Raw genomic sequence first — 22,474 nt, 5'->3', positions numbered from 1 at the left:
CTCTGTCGGGGAATATCGGTGCTTTCGGGTGGCTTTTCAAGCGAAACCGGACCCAATTCGACGAAAGTCGTTCATTTTACCGGACGGTATGATTAACGAAAACTTGCTTAACCATCAGCCGAAAGCTCGGCACCGCGGTCGCGCGTCGCGGTCAGCGTCTCCGTCAACAGCCTGACGAGGGCCTTGTCTGCATCGAGAACATTCATCCCTTCGCGAGTCATTCCGCCGGGGCTGGCAACCCGATCGGCGAGTTCTCCCGGAGAGACATCGGCCCCGGCAGCGAGCGAAGACGCGCCGTCGACCATCGACAGCGCCAGACTGGTGGCCTGCTCACTGTCCAGACCCAAATCGCGCGCCGCCTCGGCGAGTGCATCGATGAAGCGATAAACGAAACCGGGGCCTGATCCAGCCAGGGCCGTCACGAGGTCGAACTTGCTCTCCTCCTCGAGCCATACCGCCGTGCCGAGCAGGTCGAAATGCGCGTACGCCGCGTCGCGCTGGCTTTCGTCCAAGCCGTTTTCAAGGAGAATGATCGGCGACTTGTTTATCCGCGAGGCAAGATTGGGCATCACCCGTACATGTGCCGATGCTGCCGGGAAAGCTTGCCTAAGCTGATCAAGCGTGAGCCCGGCCAGCAACGAATAGATCGTCACTCCTTTGCCCGTCAGTGCCTGAAGTCCTGGTGCAAGCATTCCAAGCTGCTGCGGCTTGAAGCCAAGCAGCACAGCATCGTGAGTGCCGGCCGCCTCTGCCTGCGCAGGCTCGCGGTAGTGGGTCACGCCTTCGGGCGCTGCTTCCATGCCCGGATCGAGAATTGCAAAACGCGAAGGATCGACCCCGGCGGCGAGCCAGCCCGCGAGCATCGCTCCGCCCATGTTTCCGCAGCCGATAATGAGAAGTTGGTTGATTTCTGACACAGGTAAGTCCCCTTTGGGGGCTCACATGGTTATGCCTCCCCCGCCGCGTCAACCATTGCGGCTTCAAGAGCGCCTTGCGGGGTCTTGTCTCCCCACAGGACGAACTGAAATGCGGGGTAGAAACGGTCGCATTCGTCGATCGCGTTTTCAACCAGCGCCTGCGCCTGAGCGATCGAAAGCATGCCATCATCGCCCATCAAAACGCCGTGACGATAGATCAGCACGTCGCCTTGCGACCAGATGTCGAAATGGCCGAGCCACACCTGTTCATTGACAAGGCTGAGCAATTCGAAGGCGCTGTGCTTCTTTTCCTTGCTGACCCGGATATCGGGAAGGCAAAGAAACTGCAGCACATTGTCAGCGCTGCGCCAGATTGCGCGCAATTGGTACTTGGCCCAGCTCCCCTGGACCTCGCCAACCATCTCATCGTCAGAGACAACTTCGCAGTCCCAGCCTCGCGCTTCGAAGAGCGCGGCCAGCATCTCTACCGGCGCCGCATCGTCTTCGGCGTTGTATTCAGATTCGCGGGGTCTCATCGCCATGCGCTCGTGAAAGGTTTGGTCATGTGCATCGGATTTACGAATGCACGTTAACCTTGGGCCTTGGCAATTCGCGCCTCGCGCAGCGCTGGGGAGAACCGATCTCGCTTGTTCAAAGCTTGTGCAAAGAAAGCCGGGGATGAGCCGGTTCGATTAATCAAGTCCTTGAATTTCCGTACCTTCAGGGCTGGTATAAGCAAAGGTGTCCAACCCTTTGGCCGAAAGCGCATTGACCAGTTCACGAGCAGCCGCGCGATCGGCAACCGGACCGGCGAGCAAGCGGTTTGCCTGCCCCCAAGGGGTCGTGTGAGGCTCGAAGTCACCAAGCAATTCGGGAGCCTGACGCCGGAATCTGCGCCAGTCGAACTTGAGCGCATCGATATCGCGGCCTGTCGCAAGCTGCACCCAGATGCGGCGGGGGTGTTGAGGCGCGGCCGGTGCTGGCGGCGCCTCGCGCGGGACATCAATCGCAGCGATATCCACTGCGTCGCCCGATCCCACATCAACCGGGAGCTCGCCTTCGCCGATATCGGCAAAAGCGTTAGCCACGTCTTCTGTCCGTGCCGCCGGAACCGGCGGATCGGCTTGCACGACTTGCGCGACTGGCTGCGTTATAGGGGTGCTATTCGTCGCGACCGGAGCGCCAAAAGGCTCCCCCGAAGGCTCCAGCAGCGATCCGACTGCTCCTTCGGCAGCGAAGCGGGCAATGCGGGGATCCTCGCGGCCTATATCCGCTGCACGCGGGAAAATGCCGAGATTGGCCGCTGCGGCCTGCTGCGACGCGGTAAGGCGCGGCATGAAGGAGAGGTAGGGATTGATGCGGCCAGCAAGATCGCGCGGCATCGTCGCATTGACGATCCCTTCGGCCCGCTCCTGCTCCCCAAGGATAGCGAGGCCAAACGCACGCGCCCTGAAAGAAGCCGGATCGCGCTCTTCGAGCAGTGGGGCGAGCGTTGTCTGGAAGCCGTCGGCATCGCCTGAAATCGCATAGCTGAGCGCAAGCCTGCGGCGCACCTCGCTGTTCTGCGGTGCGAGTTCGAGCGAACGCAGATAGGCCGCCTGCGCGGCCTCCTGATCACCCACCATATCGAAGGCGAGCGCCTGATCGGGAAGCAAGTCCCGCGCACTTGCACCGGAAGCATTCGCCGCATTGAACAGCTGAATCGCTTCGAGCGGTCGGCCTGAGCGCAGATACACCCGTCCAAGGCCAAGCTTCACGCGCGCATCATTGGGCTCAAGATCGGCAGCGCGGCCATAGAATCCGGCTGCCGCATCATAATCGCCCACCTCAAGCGATGCCTCGCCAGCTTCAAGAAGGCTGCGCAGATCGCGCGGTCGACGCGCGAGCTCCATCAGCGCGCGATTCAGCCGCTGCACCTCGGGCGAAGGCAGGGGCTGGACAACCGCTCGCGAAGTCGGATCCTGAGCGTTCGAGGCTGTAGCGGCGCCGAGCGCGGCAGCCATCAGCGAAAGACTGAGAGTTTTGGTAAACAGTGTCACGTAGGGGTCGCTAGCGAATTCTCACAAACGCGCTAGCCGTCTCTCGCTGAATGCGAGGCGAACGGCTCGCCTTGTTCGGCAAGCCGATCTGTCGCGCGCCCGTTACTGGTTGTTCTGACGCCCCAGGAAGCGCGGGATCGATAGTGCAGGTGCATCGTCACCGTCCTCATCGCCTCCATCGGACGCGTCGCCGCTCATGTCCTCGCCCTCGTCTTCTTCATCGTCGGGGTCATCGTCGGATCCAGACGAGCGCGAGAGGTTCGCCATGCGCTCGAACAGGGTGCTTCCGCCAGCCGGACCGCCTCCACCGGAGCCTCCAGATCCGCCGCCATCGCCTGATCGGCCGAAGCTGGGTTGGACGGGCCGGTTTTCCTCGGCAAGCCTGTCAGCGCTGTCGAGCAGGTCATCCTGATCGTCTTCCTCGGCACCGCGAAGTCCTGCGAGAGGGTCGACGATCTCGTCTACGTCGTCGCCTTCATCACCCATATCATCGCCGGCCTGCATGCCGGTCAGATCGAAGGGCTCGCTGTCTTCGTGTTCGGCTTCGCCTGCGTCGGTTTCATCCGTTTCTTCTGGCATTCCTTCGGGAATGGCCGGTGCATCGAGCGCCTCTTCTTCCTCAGCCAGCTCGTCCTCGACATCGGTTTCTTCCGAGAGTTCGAGGACAGGACGCTTGGGAGCGCGCGATTCCATCAGGGAAGCCGGACGCGGCATCGGCGCCTCTCCGCTTGCGCCTGCCTCTATCCCGGTCGCGACGACCGAGATGCGGATCTTGTTCGACATGTCCGGGTTGAATGCGCTGCCCCAGATGATGTTTGCATCTTCATCGACGAGGTCGCGGATGTAATTCGCCGCTTCGTCGAGCTCCATCAGCGTCATGTCTTCGCCGCCAATGATCGAGATGATGACGCCCTTCGCGCCCTGCATCGAAACACCATCGAGCAGCGGGTTGGCAATCGCCTGTTCGGCTGCGTTGAGTGCGCGGTTTTCGCCCTCGCCTTCGCCGGTTCCCATCATCGCCTTGCCCATCTCGCTCATCACCGCGCGGATGTCGGCAAAGTCGAGGTTGATGAGGCCCGGATTGACAATCAGATCCGTGATCGAACGCACGCCTTGCTGAAGCACTTCATCGGCAAGCTGAAATGCTTCCTTGAAGGTCGTCTCAGGCTTGGCCACGAGAAAAAGGTTCTGGTTGGGAATGACGATCAGCGTGTCGACATGCGACTGCAGCTCGTTGATGCCGGCTTCGGCAGCGCGCATCCGGCGGGTGCCTTCGAACAGGAACGGCTTGGTCACGACGCCAACGGTCAGCACGCCCTTGCGCCGTGCGGCCTCGGCAATGACCGGAGCAGCGCCCGTGCCGGTACCGCCGCCCATACCGGCTGCGATAAAGACCATGTTCACGCCTTCAAGCGCTTCCTCGATGTCGGCAACGGTTTCCTCGGCTGCCGCCTTACCCACTTCGGGCCGCGCGCCTGCGCCAAGGCCCCCGGTGATATCCGGGCCTAGCTGGATGCGCTTTTCAGCGGGCGACTGGCTCAGCGCCTGCGCGTCGGTGTTCGCGACGATGAAGTCGACGCCTTCGATCTCGGTAGAGATCATGTTGGCGATCGCATTGCCGCCTGCTCCGCCGATCCCCACAACCATGATGCGGGGGCGCAGTTCTTCAGTGGCTGCCGGTCCGATATTGATGCTCATCGCTTTTATTCCTCCAGACGCCCCGTCAGATATCGCATTAGGGGGCCCGTTTTAGGTTCTGTCTCGCCCAGTTTCCGCGGCGTCATACCGTCTGTGACATAATAGTCATGGGCTAGTTATACCGCACATTTCCTTATCCACAGGCGGTTAATAACGTTCCTATACCAACTCGCGCGCAAGTTGAATCCCGCTTGGCCTTAATTCGAGGCCCGCAAGACGCATGTTTCAGAAATTCTCGCGCAGCGCTCTCCATAAACGGGCAATACCCATAAAGGGATCAAGTGACCCTCCAAAGTCGCGTGTTCTGGTATAGCGCGCTCCAATCGCGCGAATGTCGACCGGGTCTTCCGCCGCATAAAGGCACAGCCCTGCAAGGCCAGCAAAGCCCGGTGTCGCATGCGCTTCAGGAAGGCCTGTGAGCGTGGGTGCGCGGCCAATTCGCACTGGCATGGCGAGCGCGCTTTGCGTGAATTCGGCCAACCCAGCGAGCTCCGCGCCGCCGCCGGTGATGACAACTTGACCTGCGCGCGGCCCCGAAAAGCCCATTTGTTTCAAGGCCTTTCCGATCTCTGTCGTCAACTGCGACTGGCTTTGCGTGATGACGGAGATAAGCTCTGCGCGCGGGATGCGGTTCTTGTCATCCGCACCGCGTGCCTGAGGTGAACCTGCTTCGCCAGGACCCTCGTTCGGACCGTGGACGGGGATCATCTCGCGGTGATCGGAAGGCGATGCAATGGCCGAACCCGAAACGCATTTCAGCCGCTCGGCCTGGAACCGGCGGATCCCGAAAGCGCTCGCGACCGCATCCGTAATATCGCCCGATCCCATCGGTATCGCGCGAAGGCCAAGCAGCATTCCTGCCGCAAAGACCGAAACATTGGTAACGTCCGCGCCGATCTCCACCAGCGCCACGCCCAGTTCGCGCTCCTCCTCGGTCAGGCAGGCATATCCGCAGGCAAGCGGAGTCGCGACGACGGCCTCGACTTCGAGATGAGCGTTCTGAACAGCTTCCATCAGATTGCGAACCGGCGCACCATCGGCGAGCATGACATGAATATCGACACCCAGCCGCTCTGCATGGAGACCGCGCGGATTGGCGACGCCATGCGCTCCATCAAGCGTGTAGTGCGCAGGGATGGCGTGAAGCACGCTGCGCCCGTCCGGTTCGATCATGCCCTGCGCTTCAATCAGCAGGTGCTCGATGTCCTCTTCCTCGATCCGGCGACCGCCGATCTCGATTTCGACCTTGCTGACAGAGCTTTTGAGCCCTGCCCCGGCACAGGCGATCCAAACGCTTTGAATGCTGGTTCCCGCATTCTTCTCAGCACGCTCAACCGCATCGCGGATGGCGTAGGTCGCGGCCTTCATATCGGTCACATAGCCGCGCTTGACCCCCGCGCTGGCACGATGTCCCGAACCCAGAACCACAAGGTCGCCGGTTTCGGTTTCGCCCATGATCATCGCCGAGATGCGGAAAGAGCCGACATTCACCGCGCCGAAAATCTTGGCGAGGCGACCGGAAGCTTTAGCGGAGGGCTTGGAGGCCATCACTGCGACTCCGCAGACGAATTGGCAGCCAGTTCAATTGCATCGGCCCGGCCGGGCACACGCATATAAATGCGCGGCGGCGAACGCATGTCGAAAGTCGCGACTTCACCGCCAATGAGGCGGTTCTGTCCGTCCATGCGCGCGAATTTGACCAGCGCCTTGGCCGACGTTTCCGCGCCTTCGGGAAGTGCAAGCACCTGCCCGCTCTTGAAAGTCAGGTTCCAGCGGCGATTGCCGACCCATTCGGCAGTCTCGACCTGGGGCTGAAGCGCGGGGGCTGCTGCGAGAAGCTGACCGAGCGGCGCGACCTGTTGCGCGGCGCCGGGGCCGGAAATTTGCAACATCTCACCAGCATCCTCGCGGGCAATCGGCTCAAGTTCAGCGCCTTCAAGGTCGATAAGCATCAGGCGATCCGGCTTTTGCAACACCGCATGAGGGGTGCGCTCGACAATATCAATGGCTAGCGTCGAGGGCAGCTGGAGCGACACCCGCGCGTCCTTCACCCATGGAAGCTGCGTCTTGAGTTGCTCGCGCAGCGCCTCAAGCTCGACTTCGGGCATAGGCCGGTCGCGATGAGCGAGCGCGATGGCGTAGACGGCCTGTTCGTCCATGCGGTCTGTGCCGGTGACACGCACACGCTTGACCTCGAAGCCAGCGTCGGACGCCATGGCGGCAACCTGCGCCTGTGCCATGGCAGGCACGCCTGCAAGGTTAGCGATGACAAATGCAATGCAGACCGCACCGCCGATGATCACCGTGAGCCAGATCGTGCTCCACTGTTCTTCGGAAAACGGCAGCACGCCCATCGCGCTGTCGACGAAGCCGCTGGTCCTGGCCTTTGCGCGGCGTGCGCCTGCTGCTCGGCTTTGCGACTTTGCAGCACGGCGAACGCCCTTGCCGCTCGAACGCTTGATCTTAGCCATCTGCGCCTCCTTTCGCGGCGTGAACCCTGAGGGCCTCGCGAACAATCAGTTTGACGAGTTCGGGGTAGCTGATACCGGCATGCTTGGCCTGCTCGGGGACGAGGCTGAGCGGCGTCATGCCCGGCTGCGTGTTGGTTTCGAGGACGAAAAGGCCATCCTCGCCTGCCTCGTCGTCCCAGCGGAAATCCGTGCGGCTGGTGCCGTGGCAGCCGAGCACCGTGTGCGCACGGATCGCGTAGTCCTCGCACAAGGCAGCGATTTCGGCGGGGATGTCGGCGGGGCACACATGCTGGGTGCGTCCTTCGGTGTATTTGTGCTCGTAGTCGTAAAAGCCGTGCTCGATAACGAGTTCGGTCACGCCAAGCGCGCGCGGCCCATCAGCGCTGTCGATCACGGCAGTGGTAAGCTCACGCCCCTTGATGAAGGGCTCGGCGAGAAGCCGGTCGAATTGCTGCCACGGTCCGAGCGCGTCGCGATTGATCGGGTTGCCCACGTTGGAGTCTTCCGTAACAATGGCGACGCCGACGCTAGACCCTTCATTAACGGGTTTGAGAACGTAAGGGCGCGGAAGCGGATCGCGCTCGAAAATGTCCTTCGTCGCCACTATCCGTCCGCCCGGAAAAGGAACGCCATGCGGGATCAGCGCCTGCTTGGTCAGCTGCTTGTCGATGGCAATAACCGAGGTCGCCATTCCCGAATGGGTGTAGGGCAGGCCCATGAGGTCGAGCATGCCCTGAACGCTGCCATCTTCGCCCGGCACTCCGTGAAGCGCGTTGAACACGACGTCAGGCTTTATCTCGGCGATACGCTGCGCAACGTCGCGGCCCATGTCGATCTGAGTGACGCGGTGGCCGTTCATTTCAAGCGCATCGGACACACCTGCGCCGGACATCAGAGAAACCTCACGCTCATTCGCCCAGCCGCCCATCAGGACCGCGACATGGAGGGGCGCGGCGTCGCTCACGGCCTACCAACTCGCTTGATCTCCCATTCGAGCTGGATGCCCGAATTGGCGTAGACTTTCTCGCGCACCAGTTCGCCCAGCCCCTCGATATCGGAGCTGGTGGCATCGCCGGTGTTGATCAGAAAGTTGCAGTGCTTTTCAGACACCATCGCGCCGCCATGTTTGAAGCCGCGAAGGCCGGCATCATCGATCAGCTTCCAGCTAGAGTGGCCATCGGGGTTCTTGAAGGTCGAGCCGCCCGTGCGCGAACCGATGGGTTGCGAATCCTTCCGCTGCGAGGAGATGCGGTCCATCTCCTCCTTGATCGTGTCGGGATCGCCGGGGAAGCCTTCGAAGCGGACTTCGACCACCACCGCGCCATCGGGTAGCGCGGAATGGCGGTAGGAATACTGCAGATCCGCGTTGGTAAGCGTCACCAACTCGCCATCGGGCATCAGCACATCGCAATCGGTCAACACCTGGCAGGTCTCGCGCCCATAGCATCCGCCATTCATGCGGGTGACGCCGCCAACCGAGCCGGGAATGCCGACATAGAAGGACAGCCCGTCGATCCCGGCCTTCGCGGCGCGGCGTGCGACCATGCTGACCGGGGTCGCCGCACCGGCTTTCAGCGTGGTGTCTCCAGTGATCTCAACGTCCATGAACGGTTTACCCAGCTTGATGACCACGCCGGGCACACCGCCATCTCGGATGATCATGTTGGAACCCACGCCCAGCGCCATCACGGGCATCTGCCTGTCCAGCCGGTCGAGAAAGCTTTTCAGATCGTCGACATCAGCGGGCTCAAACAGCCAGTCGGCCTTGCCTCCGCTCTGAAACCAGACATGCTTCTCCAGCGGCGCATCCTTGGTCAGTGTGCCGCGAATATCATCGGTCGGAACCACGCCGCCAGCCGATCCCTCGACCGAGCTTGTCGGAGCGGAGCCATCGTCCATGTCGTACCAGTCGCCCGGTTGCACCATTTCGTTCATGCGCCCCTGTTCTTTGGCCGTTGTGATTCAATCGCTTCGGCAAGGGTAGCCGCCCAGCGGGTGATATCCCCCGCGCCGAGGCACACGACCATGTCGCCTTCGCGCAATTCCTCGGCGAGTGTTGCCGCAAGGCCATCATGATCCTCTATCGTGCGCGCCGATCGGTGCCCTCGCGACTTAAGGCCCGCGACGAGGCTTTCGGAGCTCACGCCTTCGATCGGCTCTTCGCCTGCTTCGTAGACAGGCGTGACGAACACCATATCGGCCTCGTTGAAGCAGTTCTGAAAGTCGTCCATCAAATCGTTGAGGCGTGTGTAGCGGTGCGGCTGCATGACCGCGATCACGCGGCCTTCCACCCCTGCCGCCTCGGTCGCTTCGCGCGCTGCGCCAAGCACGGCGCGGATTTCGACAGGGTGGTGGGCGTAATCGTCGATGATCGTAGCGTGGCCGGTCGGAAACGGCACAGTGCCAACCTTGGTGAAGCGCCGGCGGACCCCGCTAAAACTGCCAAAGCCGTTGCAGATGGTCTCGTCAGAACAACCCATCTCGATCGCTACCGCTATCGCTGCGAGCGCGTTCTGCACATTGTGGCGACCCGGCATGGGAAGGTGCACGCCCTCGATCCGGCGGTCCTCCTCTCCTCGCTGGCGCACGATTACGTCGAACGTGTTGCCGCTTTCGGTAGGGCGGACGTTGACCCCGCAAATGTCGGCCTGAAGCGAGAAACCATATGTGACGACCTTGCGGTCGCGCACATCGCCGATCACCGCCTGAACTTCGGGGTGATCGACGCAGAGGATTGCCGCGCCATAAAATGGCACGTTGTGAATGAACTCGACAAATGCCTTCTTCACCCCGTCAAAATCGCCGTAATGGTCGAGATGTTCGGGGTCGATATTGGTAACGACCGCGATCGTGCCGTCGAGCCGCAGGAAGCTGCCGTCGCTTTCGTCGGCCTCGACCACCATCCAGTCACTGCCGCCCATGCGCGCGTTTGAGCCATATTGCTCAATAATGCCGCCATTGATCACCGTTGGATCGATCTCGCCGCAATCGAGCAGGCTGGCAATCATGCTGGTGGTTGTTGTCTTGCCGTGCGTGCCCGCGACCGCGACGGTCGATTTAAGGCGCATGAGCTCGGCCAGCATCTCCGCCCGGCGGACGACAGGCGTGCGGTTTTCAAGCGCGTGAGCGACTTCGGGATTGGTCCGGCGCACCGCGCTCGACGTCACGACCACGGCAGCGCCTTCGACGTTCTCTTTCTCGTGCCCGATGCGAACCGAAATACCCTGTTCGCGCAGGCGCTCGATCACCGGGCTTTCCTTGATGTCGGAGCCCTGCACTGTGTAACCGAGATTGTGCATGACTTCGGCAATGCCGGACATACCGATCCCGCCGATACCGACGAAATGGATGACGCCTATGTCGGTGCCAACGCCCTTCATGCTGCGCGGTCCTTCGTTGCCGGCTTGGCGACGGGAGCTTCCTGTGATGCGCCGCGCGTGTTGTGTTCGCCCACGCGGATTACGTCCATCAGGTCCACTCCGCCAAAGCTTTCAACGAGGTCGGCAAGATCCCGCGCAGCCTTGGGCCGACCGCAATTCCACGCGCCATGTGCAGCGTTTGAAAGGCTGTCGGGCTTTTGAGCAAGTGCCTGTATCTGCTTTGCCAGTTCCTTGGGTGTGAAATTCGCCTGCCGGATCATCCGTGCCCCGCCTGCCTTCACGATCTCGCGCGTATTGGCGGCCTGATGGTCGTCGGTTGCGATTGGCAATGGCACGAGGATTGCCGGGCGGCCTACTGCGGTAAGTTCGGCAATGGTCGATGCGCCCGCACGTCCGATAAAGAGGTGCGTTCCTGCGAGGCGTTCATGCATGTCTTCAAAATAGGTGCCGAGCTCTGCCGGGATGTCGTGGCTCGCATAGCGTTCGCGCACGGCGTCAACGTCTTCGGGCCTGCACTGCTGCGTCACCTGAAGGCGCTGGCAAAGCGCAGGGGGCAACATGGCGAGGCCATCGGGAACGACCTCGGAAAGCACGCTTGCGCCCTGGCTGCCGCCGGTAATGAGAACGCGCAGCAAGCCTTCTTCGGTAAAGGCAGGAAAATCCTCATCGCGCAGCGCCAGTACCTCTTCGCGGACGGGATTGCCGACCAGATGGACTTTACCCGCGAACTTCGGTTTGAGCCGGGCAACATCGGGATAAGAGGTCGCAATCGCTTCCACCCGGCCAGCTAGCAGCCGGTTCACTCGGCCAAGCACCGCATTCTGCTCATGGACGACGCTTGGGATGTCGGCGGAGGTCGCGGCGAGCAAAGCTGGCAAAGCGGGATAGCCGCCAAAGCCGATCACGGCAGACGGCTCGAAGCTTTCGAACAGGCGCAGCGCCATGTTGCGCCCTTCGAGCACTGCGCGGATACCGCCAATCCACTTGAGCGGGTTCTTGCCGAAACGGCCCGCAGGCAGAACATGTGCTGTCAGATAATCGGGCTTGCCCGGAATGTTGGCCCCGCGATCATCGGTGATGAGAGCGACGTGGTGGCCGCGCTGGTGCAGTTCCTCGGCCAGTGCAAAGGCCGGGATAAGGTGCCCCCCGGTGCCGCCTGCGGCAAGGACAAAGTGGCGTGACGCGCCTGTCGCGGTTTCGCTGTTCATGCGCGGCCTTCCTTCCTCTCGAACAGGTTCTTCAATCCCGGCTTTTCGCGCTCAAGGAACGGATTCCGGCGGGTGATGGCGAGCAATAGCCCAAGAGTGAAACACACAGCGAGCGTAGATGATCCCCCGTAGCTTACCAGCGGCAAGGTCATGCCCTTGGACGGAAACAGCTGCAGGTTGACCGCCATGTTGATGAAAGCCTGACCCCCGATCAGCGACACCAGCCCCGCTCCTGCGAGAAGTGCGAACAGATTGTCTTCGTCCACCATCCTTATCAGCACACGCGCAACGATGGCGGCATACAGAAGCAGGATCAAGGCGCACATAAGCAGGCCAAATTCTTCGCCGATAACCGAAAAGATGTAATCGGTGTGCGCTTCGGGCAAGCTCATCTTGCGCCGCCCAAGCCACAGGCCGGTGCCAGTCCAGCCGCCATTGAGGATCGTGCGCTGCGCAAGATCGACCTGGTCGAATGCGACGCCGCCGCCAAAGAAGCTGTCGATGCGATAGCGCGCATTGTCATAGAGGAAATAGGCAGCCGTCAAACCGCTCACACCCACCGCGATCAGAGCACCTAGCCGCTGAAGCGAGACACCCGAGAGGAGGACGAGCACGAACCAGACCCCGCCGAACAGGATCGTCGCGCCAAGGTTGGGTTGAAGCATCAGAAGCGCAGCGACGAGCGCCATGGTGAGCGTAGCATAGGCGACCACCGGCAAGCTCGGATCGCGCAGGCGCCATGAAAGCATCCACGCAAGCAGGATGGCAAAGCCGGGCTTCAGAAATTCGCTCGGTTGCAGGCGCATGCCGAGATTGATCCAGCGCCTCGCTCCATTCACTTCGACCCCGATCACGGGGACAAGCAGCATCAGGCCCAGCATGACGACCGCCATCACGATACCCATGCGCCGCGCGTTATCGCGGCTCGCAAGCGATACGAACAGCATCACGCCTATGCCGAGAACCTGAAAGATCACGTGCTTTTGAAAGAACGCGAATTCGGCGACCTGATATTGACGCCCCGCCGCTGGTGAAGCGGCCGCGACCGCGACCGTGCCGAGCGCCATGAGCAACAGCACCATGCCCAGAAGCCACTTGTCAATCTCGCGCCACCAGATCCGCACCCGATCGGCAAAACCCCGGTTCTGCGGCACCGGCGCGTGAAACTTTGCATCGCCGCGCGTGGGGATGAAGGCGCCGCTCATAGTGCACTGTCCTTTGCCGACCATGCTGCCGAGCAATCGACGTCGCAATCAGCGATCACGCCGACCAACTGCCGAAAATGCTCGCCGCGCTTTTCGTAGTCGCGAAACTGGTCGAAGCTCGCGCAAGCAGGCGAAAACAGGACGACATCTCCCTCGGTAGCGGTCTCCTTCGCACGGCGAACAGCCTCGCTCACAAGCTCGCACCGTTCAACGCGCGGAACCCGGCCTTCGAGAAGGTCGGCAAAACGTGGCCCTGCTTCACCAACGGTATAGACGGCAGCAATGTCTTCCAGATGCTCGGCGCACTTGCCAAGCCCGTCTTCCTTCGCAAGTCCGCCGACGATCCAGTGAATGCGCGCCTTGCCACCGTCGCAGCGCGGGAAAGCGACAAGCGCCGGGGCGCTCGCATCGGTGTTGGTTGCCTTGCTGTCGTTGATGAAGAGAATGCCGTCCTCTTCGCACACGATTTCCATGCGATGCGGTAGACCTCTGAAGCGAGGCAGGGCGTGTTGCCACTGCGCCTCGGTTACGCCCAGTTCCTCGACGATAGCGACAGCCACGGCCACGTTTTCAAGATTATGCGGCCCCTGGAGGCTGGGCCATTCGCCTTGCCGCTCCCGCAGCGCGTCAAGATCGGCAGCCACCGCGCGATCTTCACCGCGAAGCTCAAGCTGGCGACGATAGATTGCGCCCACCGGTTCCTTGAGCGTTCCGAAGACGGCAAGGTTTCGCGCCGACTGCATGAAGAACAACCGTTCCTTCGCGGCAGCATAGGCGGCAAAGCCGTCATACCGGTCAAGGTGGTCGGGCGTGATATTCGTGAGCGCGGCGGCATCGCAATCAAGGCTGGTGGTAAGGTCGATCTGGTAGCTCGACAGCTCGAGCACATAGACGCCCTCGCCATTCTCTCCGGGCGCGAGCGGTTCCTGAGCCATGATCGGCTCTCCAATATTTCCGCCGAGAAGCGACGGGATGCCGGCCATCTTCAAAATGTGATGGACCAGCGCCACGGTCGTCGATTTGCCGTTGGTCCCGGTGATGCCGACCACCTTGTGCGGCAGCAGCTGTGACCGGGCGCGGGCGAACAGCTCAATATCGCCGATGATCGGAACGCCGTGCTTCGCGGCATGACCGGCGATCGGGTGGGTGTTGAGCGGCACACCCGGCGATACGACGAGCGCATCGAAGCCCGAGAGGTCCATTTCCAGTGGATCCGCGATCTCGCAACGCCCCTCGAACGGGGTGCGCGCCACATCCTGCCGGTCCCAGACCGTCAACTGCGCCCCACTCGCCAACAGGGCCTCAGCCGCTGCCGCCCCGGAGCGCGCAAGGCCCAGGATTGCAAAGCGTTGGCCGGAAAAGGCGGATGAGGTGATCACGAAAGCGTCCTTACCTCAGCTTGAGAGTGGACAGGCCGACCAGAGCCAGCACGATGGCGATGATCCAGAACCGGATCACGACCTTGCTTTCCGACCAGCCGAGCTGTTCGAAATGGTGATGGATCGGCGCCATGCGAAAGACACGCTTTCCAGTGCGCTTGAACCAGAAGACCTGGATGATGACGCTGGCGGTTTCGACCACGAACAATCCGCCCACGATCAGCAGCACGACTTCGTGATGAGCCGCAACCGCAATCGCGCCCAACGCCCCACCAAGAGCGAGGCTGCCAGTGTCGCCCATAAACACGGCGGCAGGCGGCGCATTGAACCACAGAAAGGCAAGCCCCGCTCCCATGATGGCGGCGCAGAAAATTGCAAGCTCACCCGCCCCCTCAACATACGGAATGCCGAGATACTGGGTGAAATCGGTGCGCCCGACTAGGTAGGCGATGATCGCGAATGTACCCGCCGCGATAATGACCGGCATTATGGCCAGGCCATCGAGACCGTCGGTCAGGTTCACCGCATTGCCGAAGCCGACAATGAACACGGCGGCAAAGACGTAATAGGCAGGCCCTAACGGAATCTGCACGTCAGAGAAGAACGGGATATAAAGATCAGTGCTGATCTGGCTGACGATGATGTAGCTCGCAATGCCGGCAACCACGAATTCGAGCAGCAGCCTCACCTTGCCAGACAGGCCTGCATGGCTCGCCTTGGTCACCTTGTCATAATCATCGAGAAAACCGATGATCCCGAAACCCATCGTCACCGCGAGACATGCCCAGACGAACGGGCTGCGCGGGTCCATCCACAACAGCAGCGACAGCGTCAGCGCCACCAGCACCATCAACCCGCCCATCGTCGGCGTACCGCGCTTAGCGAGGTGCGATTGCGGCCCGTCTTCGCGGATCGGCTGGCCCTTGCCCTGACGAACGCGCAGCATGTTGATGAATTTTGGCCCAATAATCATCCCGATGATCAGCGCCGTCATCAATGTCGCCCCGAACCGGAAGGTCTGGTAGCGGACCAGATTCAGCGGGCCTTCGAACCCCAGCCATTCGGCAAGCAGGTAGAGCATCTAGATCCCAATGAGGCGCTTCATCCACGCGCCTTCGTAAAGTGTTGTACCAACCTGCCAAGACCAACCGAATTGGAGCCCTTGACCAGCACAGCGTCCCCGTGCGTCAGGCCATATTCCTCGAGCGCCGCAATCGCTTCGGCAGGGCTATCGCATTGGGCGAAGCTGGGCGCAAAGCCAAGCGAGTTGGCAGGCCTTCTCCCCAATTCGACAGCAAGAGCGCGCATCTCGTCGCCGACAAGGATCACGTGGTCGATTTTGGCCTCAATCAGCGGCTCGGCGATCTGCGCGTGGAAGCGCGGCGCGAAGTCGCCCAACTCCTTCATGGAGCCCAGAACCGCGACCCGGCGGTGCGCCGGTGTCTGGCCAAGCGCGCGCAGCGTCGCGCGCATCGAAGCCGGGTTAGCGTTGTAGCTTTCATCGACCAGCAAAGCCTTACCGCCAGCAGCCGGGATGTCGAAGCGCGCGCCGCGCCCCTTCAGCCCGCCCATCTCGGCGAGCGCGAGGCCGGCGCTTGCAAGATCGCCGCCTGCCGCACGCACAGCAGCGATCACGCCCAGCGAGTTGGCAATCCAGTGCTCTCCCGGCTCGGCAATGGTGTAGCACAGGCGCGTATCGCCAAGGTCTGCCGTGACCATAGAGCCGCCGCTGGGGCCGGGAATGGCATCGAGCAAGCGCACATCGGCCGTTTCGCTGCGTCCGAAAGTCACGATCTTCACGCCGAGCGCCTTTGCGTGGCCGATCAGGCGTTTCGCATACTCGCTGTCCGCCGGAATGATCGCCGTGCCGCCTTTGACGAGGCCGGTAAAGATTTGCGCCTTTTCGTCGGCGATTGCCTCCATCGTTCCCAGGTTCTCGATGTGAGCCGGGGCAATCGTGGTGATGAGCGCGACATGCGGGCGAACGTGATCGGAAAGTGGCGCAATCTCGCCCGCGTGGTTCATGCCCATTTCAAACACGCCGAATTTGGCGCGCGCTGGCATCCGGGCAAGGCTCAAAGGCACGCCGACATGGTTGTTGTAGCTGCGAACGCTGCGATGCGCCGCGCCGCGGCTGGCCCGGTCGAGCGAGGCGAAGATGGCCTCTTTGACGCCAGTTTTGCCGACTGAGCCGGTGACCGCGATACGCTTGGCAAAGCCGCGTTCGCGCGCCGCGTGAGCAAGGTCGTGCAGCGCCTTGGTCGTATCGTTGACCAACACATGCGGAAAATCGACGGGCCGGTCGGTGATCGCGGCGACCGCGCCCTTGGCAAAAGCTGCGGCGATGAACTTGTGCCCGTCCATCGCATCGCCCTTGAGCGCAACGAAGACATCGCCTGGCCGCACGTCCCGGCTGTCCATCTCGACGCCGGATGCCTGGAAGGCGTGGCTCGCCTTGCCACCGGTTGCTGCAGCAATGCCCTCGGCGTCCCAAAGGGCGAGCGGCAAGGCATCGCGCGGGTTCGCGGGCCAGGCTTTGAGCAGTGCGTGAGCGGCGCTCATTGCGACGCCTCCCTAGCAGCAAGCGCCGCGCATTCACGCGCGACTTCGACATCGTCGAACGGCATAACTCGCATTGTCTCTCCCGACCCGATTATCTGTCCTTGCTCGTGACCTTTGCCTGCCACGAGGATAATGTCATGTGCTCCAACCTGCGCGATCGCAGCCGCGATGGCTTCGCGGCGTCCGCCGATGGCCCGGACATGATCCGCTCCGCCTGCACCTTCAAGCACGGCTGCGCGGATTTCACCGGGATCCTCGCCGCGCGGATTGTCGTCCGTAACGATCACGAGATCCGCGCTGTCGGCAGCGACCTTGCCCATTGGCGCGCGCTTACCCGTGTCACGGTCTCCGCCTGCGCCAAAGACCACGATGAGTTTGCCGCCCTTCTCGCCGTCAACATGCGGACGCAGTGCGGCAATCGCGGCTTCGAGCGCGTCGGGCGTGTGCGCATAATCGACATAGACCGGCGCGCCGCTTGCAGTAAGGCATGCGCGTTCAAGCCGTCCGCGCACGGGCTGCAACCGTCCGATCGCGTCGAAGACCTGCGCGCTGGCCGATCCGGTTGCGATTGCGAGACCAGCCGAAACAAGGGCGTTGGCAGCTTGGTAGGCACCAATCAGCGGCAGTTTGACCGCGCGGCTTTCGCCATCATATTCGACCGTCAGCACCTGCCCCAGCTGGGTCGCCTCGCGGGCGGCAAGGCGCAGGAAATCGCCTCGCTCGCCCACTGTGAGCACGTGCAGCTTGCGCGATAGCGCGTGCTCGATGGCGCGGCGGGTCCACTCGCATTCTTCCCCGCCGTCCCAGATGATTGCCTTGCCGTTGTCCTCGACCACCTCGTCGAACAGCCGCATCTTGGCTTCGAAATAGGCGTCCATCGTTTCGTGATAGTCGAGGTGATCGCGGCTGAAATTGGTGAAGGCACCCGCCTTGACGCGCAAACCTTCGTTGCGGAACTGCGAGAGGCCGTGGCTGGATGCCTCATAGGCGACATGGGTAACGCCTTCGCGCGCCAGACCGCTCATGTTCGATAGGAACGTGACGATGTCAGGGGTCGTGAGGCCGGTCGAGACGCTACCATCGGGCGTGGTCACACCAAGCGTGCCGATGCTCGCCGCACGCTCTCCGCACATCCGCCAGATCTGGCGCGTCATCTCTGCCGTTGAGGTTTTGCCGTTCGTGCCTGTCACTGCGACGATGGTTTGCGGCGCGGGCGTGAAGAACCCGGCGGCAAGCTGAGCAAAGACGCGGCGCGGCTCGTCGCTCACGATGTGAAGCGCGCCTTCGACCTTGGCCTCGCTGCGCGCAACGATGGCGACAGCCCCGGCCTCGATAGCGGCACGAATGAAATCCTCGGCGTTGAAGTTCGCGCCCCGGAAAGCGCCGAAAACTGTGCCGGGCGCGACCTTGCGATGGTCGATGGCGAAACCGGTGACGCTGGCATCACCTGCATCAGTCGCTGGCAGGCCAGCGCGCTCGATCAAGGCTGCCAGTCTCATTTGCGGTTCTCGATCAGATAGCGCAGGTCGGAGATATCGACATCGCGATTGGTATCAGGACGAACACCCAGCATCGGGCCGATGCGCGGGACCAGCTCCCTTACGATAGGAGCCGCCGTAAAGGCCGCGGTGCGTTGCCCGCGCGCAGCCTTGGTGCCCTTAGGTTCATCGAGCATTGTCACGACCACATAGCGCGGGCGATCCATCGGAAACGCGGCCGCGAAAGACGAAATCAGTGCGGTCTGGCGATAGCCGCCAGCACCCGGCTTTTCAGCAGAGCCGGTCTTGCCGCCCACGCGATAACCCGGCGCATCAGCGCTCTGACCGGTGCCGTAGATCGAGATCATGCGAAGCAGCTGACGCATGCGCGAAGAGGTCGATGCCTTGAACACGCGGCGTCCGCGCGGCGCTGCGCCCGGTTCGATCTTGCGCAGCGTGGCAGGCCGCCAGATGCCGCCATTCACAAGCGCGGAGTAGGCTGTCGCCAAGTGCAGCGGCGTAACGGCCAGACCATGGCCATAGCTCACCACCATGTTCGTGAGCCGCGACCATGTTCCATTTGGGCGTTCTTCGGCCCATTGCGGCATGCCGCGTGCTGGCAATTCGATCACCGGGCGTTCCTTCATACCCAAATCAATGACGGTCTGGCGCAGGCGTTCCTCGCCCAGCTCGTCAGCGATGCGCATGGTGACGGTGTTGGAAGAATACGCCAGCGCTTCGGGGACGGTCAGCGTGTCGCCCTTGGGCTTCAGGTCGCGGAAGGTGCGCCCGGCCAGTTCGACCGGGCTTGCGTCCCATGCGGCCGACATGTTGCGAACAACACCTGCATCGATGGCAGCGGCAACCGTGATCGGTTTGAACGTCGATCCAAGCTCATAGGTCGCGTTGGTCGCGCGGTTGTAGATGTTGGGCGATTTGTGCGCATCGGAAAGGTTCGGGTTGAACGCAGGCAGCGAGGCCATCGCCATGATCTCGCCAGTATCAACGTCGAGCACGATGCCAGCTGCGCCAATCGCATTGGTCGCGAGCATGCCCTTGCTCAGTTCGTCCTCCAGAGCGCCCTGTACCCGCAGATCGATCGAAAGCGCCACGGGCTCAGCGCGCATCGCCTTGTCGGAAAGCTGCTCATTGAGCACCTGTTCCATGCCAAGCCGCCCTTCGAAGCGGCGGTTCTCGTCCTCCTTGACGTAGCCAAGGATATGCGCGGCGAGCGCCCCTTGCGGATAGTGGCGATCGGATTCGCGCGGTATTTCGAGCGCGATCTCGCCAAGACCAAATACGCGGTTGGCATCTTCGGGTAGGATGCGGCGCTGGATATATCCTCCGCGTGGAGATTTAAGGATCGCCAGAGTGCGCTCCTTGTCGAGGTCCGGGAAGATTTCCATCAGGCGCGCGGTCACATCCGCCGGATCTGCGACGAGCGGCGAGCCTTCATCCTCCATCGCGCGCGGGTTGAACCAGAGCGCATATGCCGGAAACGTCCGGGCGAGCGGTGTGCCGTGCCGATCGGTGATTTCACCGCGGCTTGGCAGCAGTGCCTCTGCAAGGCTGGTCTGGCTTGGCGCGGCACCGACGAAACCGACATACCCGATGCGAAGCAGCGAGATAAGCGCAACAACGCCAAGCAGTGCGACCATGATGAAGAGCCGGAGGCGCGCGGTAACCAGCAGCGACTGGCGCATGTGAACCGAATGAATGCGGCCTGCCGGGATGGCTGGTCCGCTATCGTTCTCAAGCCCAGGTTCCGGCCGGGTCTCCACCCGTTTCACTTCGCGCGGCGTCGATGTGCGTGTCGGACGGTGCCCCCGATCGAGGGCCAACGTCGTCATTGCGAGATATCCGCTGACATCAGGACAGCATCAGACCGAAGTGTCGGCGCACCGCTCTGCGCCTTGGCGGCGCGAATTGGGGACGCTTCGATCAGGAAGTCGCCGAATGCCTCTGTAAACACGGCACCTGCATCGTCGTCGGCATCGAGCGATGCAAGCGTTACCGGAGCGCCGGTGATGGGCGAGACCATGTCGCGCGGGCTCGCATCGGGGCCAGCGAGATCGGAGCGCGCCACGCGGATCGGCGAAGGCGCATCGGGACCGGCAGGAACGCCGAGGCTTGCAAGCTGCCGCTCATTATCAAGATACTGGTCCGCACGCGGGGCCTGATAGCCAAGCTCGACAGCGTTCCATTCTGCGAGCTGGCGCTGGCTGGCGCGGGTCTGGAACTCGGTTTCCAGCATCTGCACTTCGCGTTCGAGCCCGATGATTTCGCGCTCGGCCAGAAGCACTTCGCTGCGCACGGTCTGGACCTGAAAGCTGAGCAGGGCGAACAGCGCCACGCACGCCGCCAGCACCGCGACCCAGCCCATCTGGCGAATGCGCGAACCGGGGGTGATCATGGCTGAACTCCTTCTCTTGCGGGGGCGGAAGTGCGGATGGCGTGACGCAGGATCGAGGAACGCGAGCGGGGGTTGCGCTCGATCTCTGCATCACTCGGGCGGATGGCTTTGGAGACATTGGTGAAGGTCGGCGGCGGTCCGGGGACTTCGCCCGGAAGGTGGCGCGACACGGCGCGTCCTGCGCCGCTGGCTTCCTTGAGGAAACGCTTCACGATCCGGTCTTCGAGGCTGTGGAAGCTGACAACCGCCAGCACCCCGCCTTCGCGCAGCAGAGTTTCTGCCGCGTTGAGACCAGCGCGCAGTTCGCCAAGCTCATCGTTCACATGGATGCGCACCGCCTGAAAGCTGCGCGTTGCAGGATCCTTCTTGTCGTGCGGTTTGTGCCCCAATGCCCTGCGCACCACGCGCGCCAGATCGCCGGTCGTCTCCAGCGGGCGCGCGGCGACAATGGCGCGGGCGACGCGGCGCGACTGGCGCTCTTCGCCGTACTGGTAGAGCACGTCAGCAATCGCGGCCTCGTCGGCGGTGTTGAGGAAATCAGCAGCGCTCTCGCCAGCCTGGCTCATACGCATGTCGAGCGGACCGTCGGCGCTAAATGCAAAGCCGCGCTCGCCCTGGTCGAGCTGCATCGAGGATACGCCGATATCCATGACCACCGCATCGACGTGCGGCACGCCGATGCGGGTCATTTCTTCGCGCATGGCGGAGAAGCGCTCTGCATGCAGCGACAAACGCCCATCAAATTCGGCGACCATGCCCTGCCCGTCGCGGATCGCGTTCGGATCGCGGTCGAACGCATAGACGCGCGCGCCCTTTTCAAGCAGCGCACGCGAATAGCCGCCCGCGCCAAAGGTCGCGTCGATGATGGCCATATCGGGCGCTGGCTGGATTGCGGCGGCGACTTCGTCGAGCAGGACGGGAATATGAGGAGCGGTCATGCCTTCGCTCCCTTCGCCTTGGCCTTCGCCATCTGCGTGCGGCAGCTTGCCTGCGCGCCGCGGAAGGCAGGGCCCATGCGCGAAAGCTCTTCGGGGTTCCACACGAAGAAGAACTTGCCCGCGCCGTGGAAGTAGAGCCCGTCCTCGACCATGCCGAGTTCCTTGAGATGCTCAGGCATCACGAAGCGGCCGCTGTCGTCGAAAGGCACCTGCTCGAACCCGAACAGCTGCTGCGCACGCTCGTCCGGGTCGAAATCGCTGTCACCCAGGCGGATGGCGCGCTCTTCCTCTTTCTCAAGCTGCGCGTGAAGTTCGTCGATGCGCGATAGGCCAAAACCGATCAGGCAATCGTACTTGTCGTGGACCGCAAGGCACAGCGTCTTCGAGCCGTCCGAGCTTTCCTTCACCGCCTTGCGAAAAGCAGGGGGCAGGACATAGCGACCCTTATCGCCAACTGGCGAATAGGCCTGTCCATTATATGCTCCCTGCGCTGGCACGCGTCGAACCCCTACCCATTTGGCTCACCCGCAAACGGGAGAGCTGGCCTCATTCCTCCTCGCTCATGCCGAAAATTGTGTGCCTGCCTCTGATCAAGTGCAGACACGACTTCCCCGTCACCACCCCCGCGCGAGCGAGAGCAGTGCGCCGGCTACATCTGGCCAGCGCAGGGCAAATCGGCATGTTCGATGGGTCCCGTTAATATCCGGGAAGCAACCGGGTGGCTAGGGTTTTTCTAGGAATATCTAGGGATTACGCGGTAAATATCTGATTTACGGTATTTTTCTG

The 22,474-nt window shown here is 62.2% G+C and carries 19 protein-coding genes; all 19 read right to left on the bottom strand.

Going from position 1 to position 22,474, the window contains the following annotated elements; genetic code table 11:
- Positions 1-107: 107 nt before the first annotated feature.
- Entirely contained in the window at positions 108-917 is an 810-nt protein-coding gene (locus tag CD351_RS06180) for a pyrroline-5-carboxylate reductase (protein WP_111991790.1), read from the bottom strand.
- Positions 918-946: 29 nt separating this feature from the next.
- Complete coding sequence (locus CD351_RS06175; protein ID WP_111993622.1) at positions 947-1,453, bottom strand: YbjN domain-containing protein; 507 nt, start codon at positions 1,451-1,453, stop codon at positions 947-949.
- Positions 1,454-1,609: 156 nt separating this feature from the next.
- Positions 1,610-2,956: an SPOR domain-containing protein gene (locus CD351_RS06170; RefSeq protein WP_234027254.1), complete on the bottom strand. Its 1,347-nt coding sequence runs from the start codon at positions 2,954-2,956 to the stop codon at positions 1,610-1,612.
- Between the two features lie 102 nt (positions 2,957-3,058).
- Entirely contained in the window at positions 3,059-4,654 is a 1,596-nt protein-coding gene (gene ftsZ, locus CD351_RS06165) for a cell division protein FtsZ (RefSeq protein ID WP_111991788.1), read from the bottom strand.
- Between the two features lie 225 nt (positions 4,655-4,879).
- The gene (gene ftsA / locus CD351_RS06160; RefSeq protein ID WP_111991787.1) at positions 4,880-6,202 is read right to left on the bottom strand and encodes a cell division protein FtsA; all 1,323 of its coding nucleotides are present in this window, start codon (positions 6,200-6,202) and stop codon (positions 4,880-4,882) included.
- The gene (locus CD351_RS06155) at positions 6,202-7,125 is read right to left on the bottom strand and encodes a cell division protein FtsQ/DivIB (RefSeq protein ID WP_111991786.1); all 924 of its coding nucleotides are present in this window, start codon (positions 7,123-7,125) and stop codon (positions 6,202-6,204) included. The genes ftsA and CD351_RS06155 overlap by 1 nt, the downstream gene beginning before the upstream one ends.
- Positions 7,118-8,089, bottom strand: coding sequence for a D-alanine--D-alanine ligase (locus tag CD351_RS06150; protein WP_111991785.1), 972 nt, complete (start codon positions 8,087-8,089; stop codon positions 7,118-7,120). Before CD351_RS06150 ends, CD351_RS06155 begins: the two co-directional genes overlap by 8 nt.
- A complete protein-coding gene (gene murB, locus CD351_RS06145; protein WP_199797907.1) occupies positions 8,086-9,060 on the bottom strand; it encodes a UDP-N-acetylmuramate dehydrogenase in 975 nt (324 codons plus the stop codon). The genes CD351_RS06150 and murB overlap by 4 nt, the downstream gene beginning before the upstream one ends.
- Positions 9,057-10,505 (bottom strand): UDP-N-acetylmuramate--L-alanine ligase, encoded by a 1,449-nt coding sequence (murC, locus tag CD351_RS06140; RefSeq protein WP_111991784.1) that lies wholly within the window; start codon positions 10,503-10,505, stop codon positions 9,057-9,059. The genes murB and murC overlap by 4 nt, the downstream gene beginning before the upstream one ends.
- A complete protein-coding gene (gene murG / locus CD351_RS06135; protein WP_111991783.1) occupies positions 10,502-11,713 on the bottom strand; it encodes an undecaprenyldiphospho-muramoylpentapeptide beta-N-acetylglucosaminyltransferase in 1,212 nt (403 codons plus the stop codon). Before murG ends, murC begins: the two co-directional genes overlap by 4 nt.
- On the bottom strand, positions 11,710-12,918 hold the full coding sequence (locus CD351_RS06130; RefSeq protein ID WP_111991782.1) for an FtsW/RodA/SpoVE family cell cycle protein: 1,209 nt from the start codon (positions 12,916-12,918) through the stop codon (positions 11,710-11,712). The genes murG and CD351_RS06130 overlap by 4 nt, the downstream gene beginning before the upstream one ends.
- On the bottom strand, positions 12,915-14,297 hold the full coding sequence (gene murD / locus CD351_RS06125) for a UDP-N-acetylmuramoyl-L-alanine--D-glutamate ligase (protein ID WP_111991781.1): 1,383 nt from the start codon (positions 14,295-14,297) through the stop codon (positions 12,915-12,917). The genes CD351_RS06130 and murD overlap by 4 nt, the downstream gene beginning before the upstream one ends.
- A gap of 10 nt (positions 14,298-14,307) precedes the next feature.
- Positions 14,308-15,378: a phospho-N-acetylmuramoyl-pentapeptide-transferase gene (gene mraY / locus CD351_RS06120; protein ID WP_111991780.1), complete on the bottom strand. Its 1,071-nt coding sequence runs from the start codon at positions 15,376-15,378 to the stop codon at positions 14,308-14,310.
- A gap of 20 nt (positions 15,379-15,398) precedes the next feature.
- Entirely contained in the window at positions 15,399-16,859 is a 1,461-nt protein-coding gene (gene murF / locus CD351_RS06115) for a UDP-N-acetylmuramoyl-tripeptide--D-alanyl-D-alanine ligase (RefSeq protein WP_111991779.1), read from the bottom strand.
- Positions 16,856-18,358, bottom strand: a complete 1,503-nt coding sequence (locus CD351_RS06110; RefSeq protein WP_111991778.1) for a UDP-N-acetylmuramoyl-L-alanyl-D-glutamate--2,6-diaminopimelate ligase — start codon at positions 18,356-18,358, stop codon at positions 16,856-16,858. The genes murF and CD351_RS06110 overlap by 4 nt, the downstream gene beginning before the upstream one ends.
- Entirely contained in the window at positions 18,355-20,187 is a 1,833-nt protein-coding gene (locus CD351_RS06105; protein ID WP_111991777.1) for a penicillin-binding protein 2, read from the bottom strand. The genes CD351_RS06110 and CD351_RS06105 overlap by 4 nt, the downstream gene beginning before the upstream one ends.
- Positions 20,184-20,750, bottom strand: coding sequence for a hypothetical protein (locus CD351_RS06100; RefSeq protein WP_111991776.1), 567 nt, complete (start codon positions 20,748-20,750; stop codon positions 20,184-20,186). Before CD351_RS06100 ends, CD351_RS06105 begins: the two co-directional genes overlap by 4 nt.
- Entirely contained in the window at positions 20,747-21,688 is a 942-nt protein-coding gene (gene rsmH / locus CD351_RS06095; protein WP_111991775.1) for a 16S rRNA (cytosine(1402)-N(4))-methyltransferase RsmH, read from the bottom strand. Before rsmH ends, CD351_RS06100 begins: the two co-directional genes overlap by 4 nt.
- Entirely contained in the window at positions 21,685-22,185 is a 501-nt protein-coding gene (locus CD351_RS06090) for a division/cell wall cluster transcriptional repressor MraZ (RefSeq protein ID WP_111991774.1), read from the bottom strand. The genes rsmH and CD351_RS06090 overlap by 4 nt, the downstream gene beginning before the upstream one ends.
- Between the last annotated feature and the right edge of the window lie 289 nt (positions 22,186-22,474).

It is taken from the genome of Erythrobacter sp. KY5 (assembly GCF_003264115.1).
Classification (GTDB): Bacteria; Pseudomonadota; Alphaproteobacteria; order Sphingomonadales; family Sphingomonadaceae; genus Erythrobacter.
Note: the sequence above shows the minus strand (reverse complement) of the source record. Positions and strands in the feature narration are given on the sequence as shown.

What these genes read in the sequence shown, in the direction of transcription:
- CD351_RS06110 (WP_111991778.1), bottom strand. Translation starts at nt 18,358, where the DNA reads ATGAGACTGGCAGCCTTGATCGAGCGCGCTGGCCTGCCAGCGACTGAT.
- ftsZ (WP_111991788.1), bottom strand. Translation starts at nt 4,654, where the DNA reads ATGAGCATCAATATCGGACCGGCAGCCACTGAAGAACTGCGCCCCCGC.
- ftsA (WP_111991787.1), bottom strand. Translation starts at nt 6,202, where the DNA reads ATGGCCTCCAAGCCCTCCGCTAAAGCTTCCGGTCGCCTCGCCAAGATT.
- rsmH (WP_111991775.1), bottom strand. Translation starts at nt 21,688, where the DNA reads ATGACCGCTCCTCATATTCCCGTCCTGCTCGACGAAGTCGCCGCCGCA.
- CD351_RS06130 (WP_111991782.1), bottom strand. Translation starts at nt 12,918, where the DNA reads ATGAGCGGCGCCTTCATCCCCACGCGCGGCGATGCAAAGTTTCACGCG.
- murG (WP_111991783.1), bottom strand. Translation starts at nt 11,713, where the DNA reads ATGAACAGCGAAACCGCGACAGGCGCGTCACGCCACTTTGTCCTTGCC.
- murB (WP_199797907.1), bottom strand. Translation starts at nt 9,060, where the DNA reads ATGAACGAAATGGTGCAACCGGGCGACTGGTACGACATGGACGATGGC.
- CD351_RS06175 (WP_111993622.1), bottom strand. Translation starts at nt 1,453, where the DNA reads ATGAGACCCCGCGAATCTGAATACAACGCCGAAGACGATGCGGCGCCG.
- CD351_RS06105 (WP_111991777.1), bottom strand. Translation starts at nt 20,187, where the DNA reads ATGACGACGTTGGCCCTCGATCGGGGGCACCGTCCGACACGCACATCG.
- CD351_RS06155 (WP_111991786.1), bottom strand. Translation starts at nt 7,125, where the DNA reads ATGGCTAAGATCAAGCGTTCGAGCGGCAAGGGCGTTCGCCGTGCTGCA.
- murF (WP_111991779.1), bottom strand. Translation starts at nt 16,859, where the DNA reads ATGAGCGCCGCTCACGCACTGCTCAAAGCCTGGCCCGCGAACCCGCGC.
- murC (WP_111991784.1), bottom strand. Translation starts at nt 10,505, where the DNA reads ATGAAGGGCGTTGGCACCGACATAGGCGTCATCCATTTCGTCGGTATC.
- mraY (WP_111991780.1), bottom strand. Translation starts at nt 15,378, where the DNA reads ATGCTCTACCTGCTTGCCGAATGGCTGGGGTTCGAAGGCCCGCTGAAT.
- CD351_RS06100 (WP_111991776.1), bottom strand. Translation starts at nt 20,750, where the DNA reads ATGATCACCCCCGGTTCGCGCATTCGCCAGATGGGCTGGGTCGCGGTG.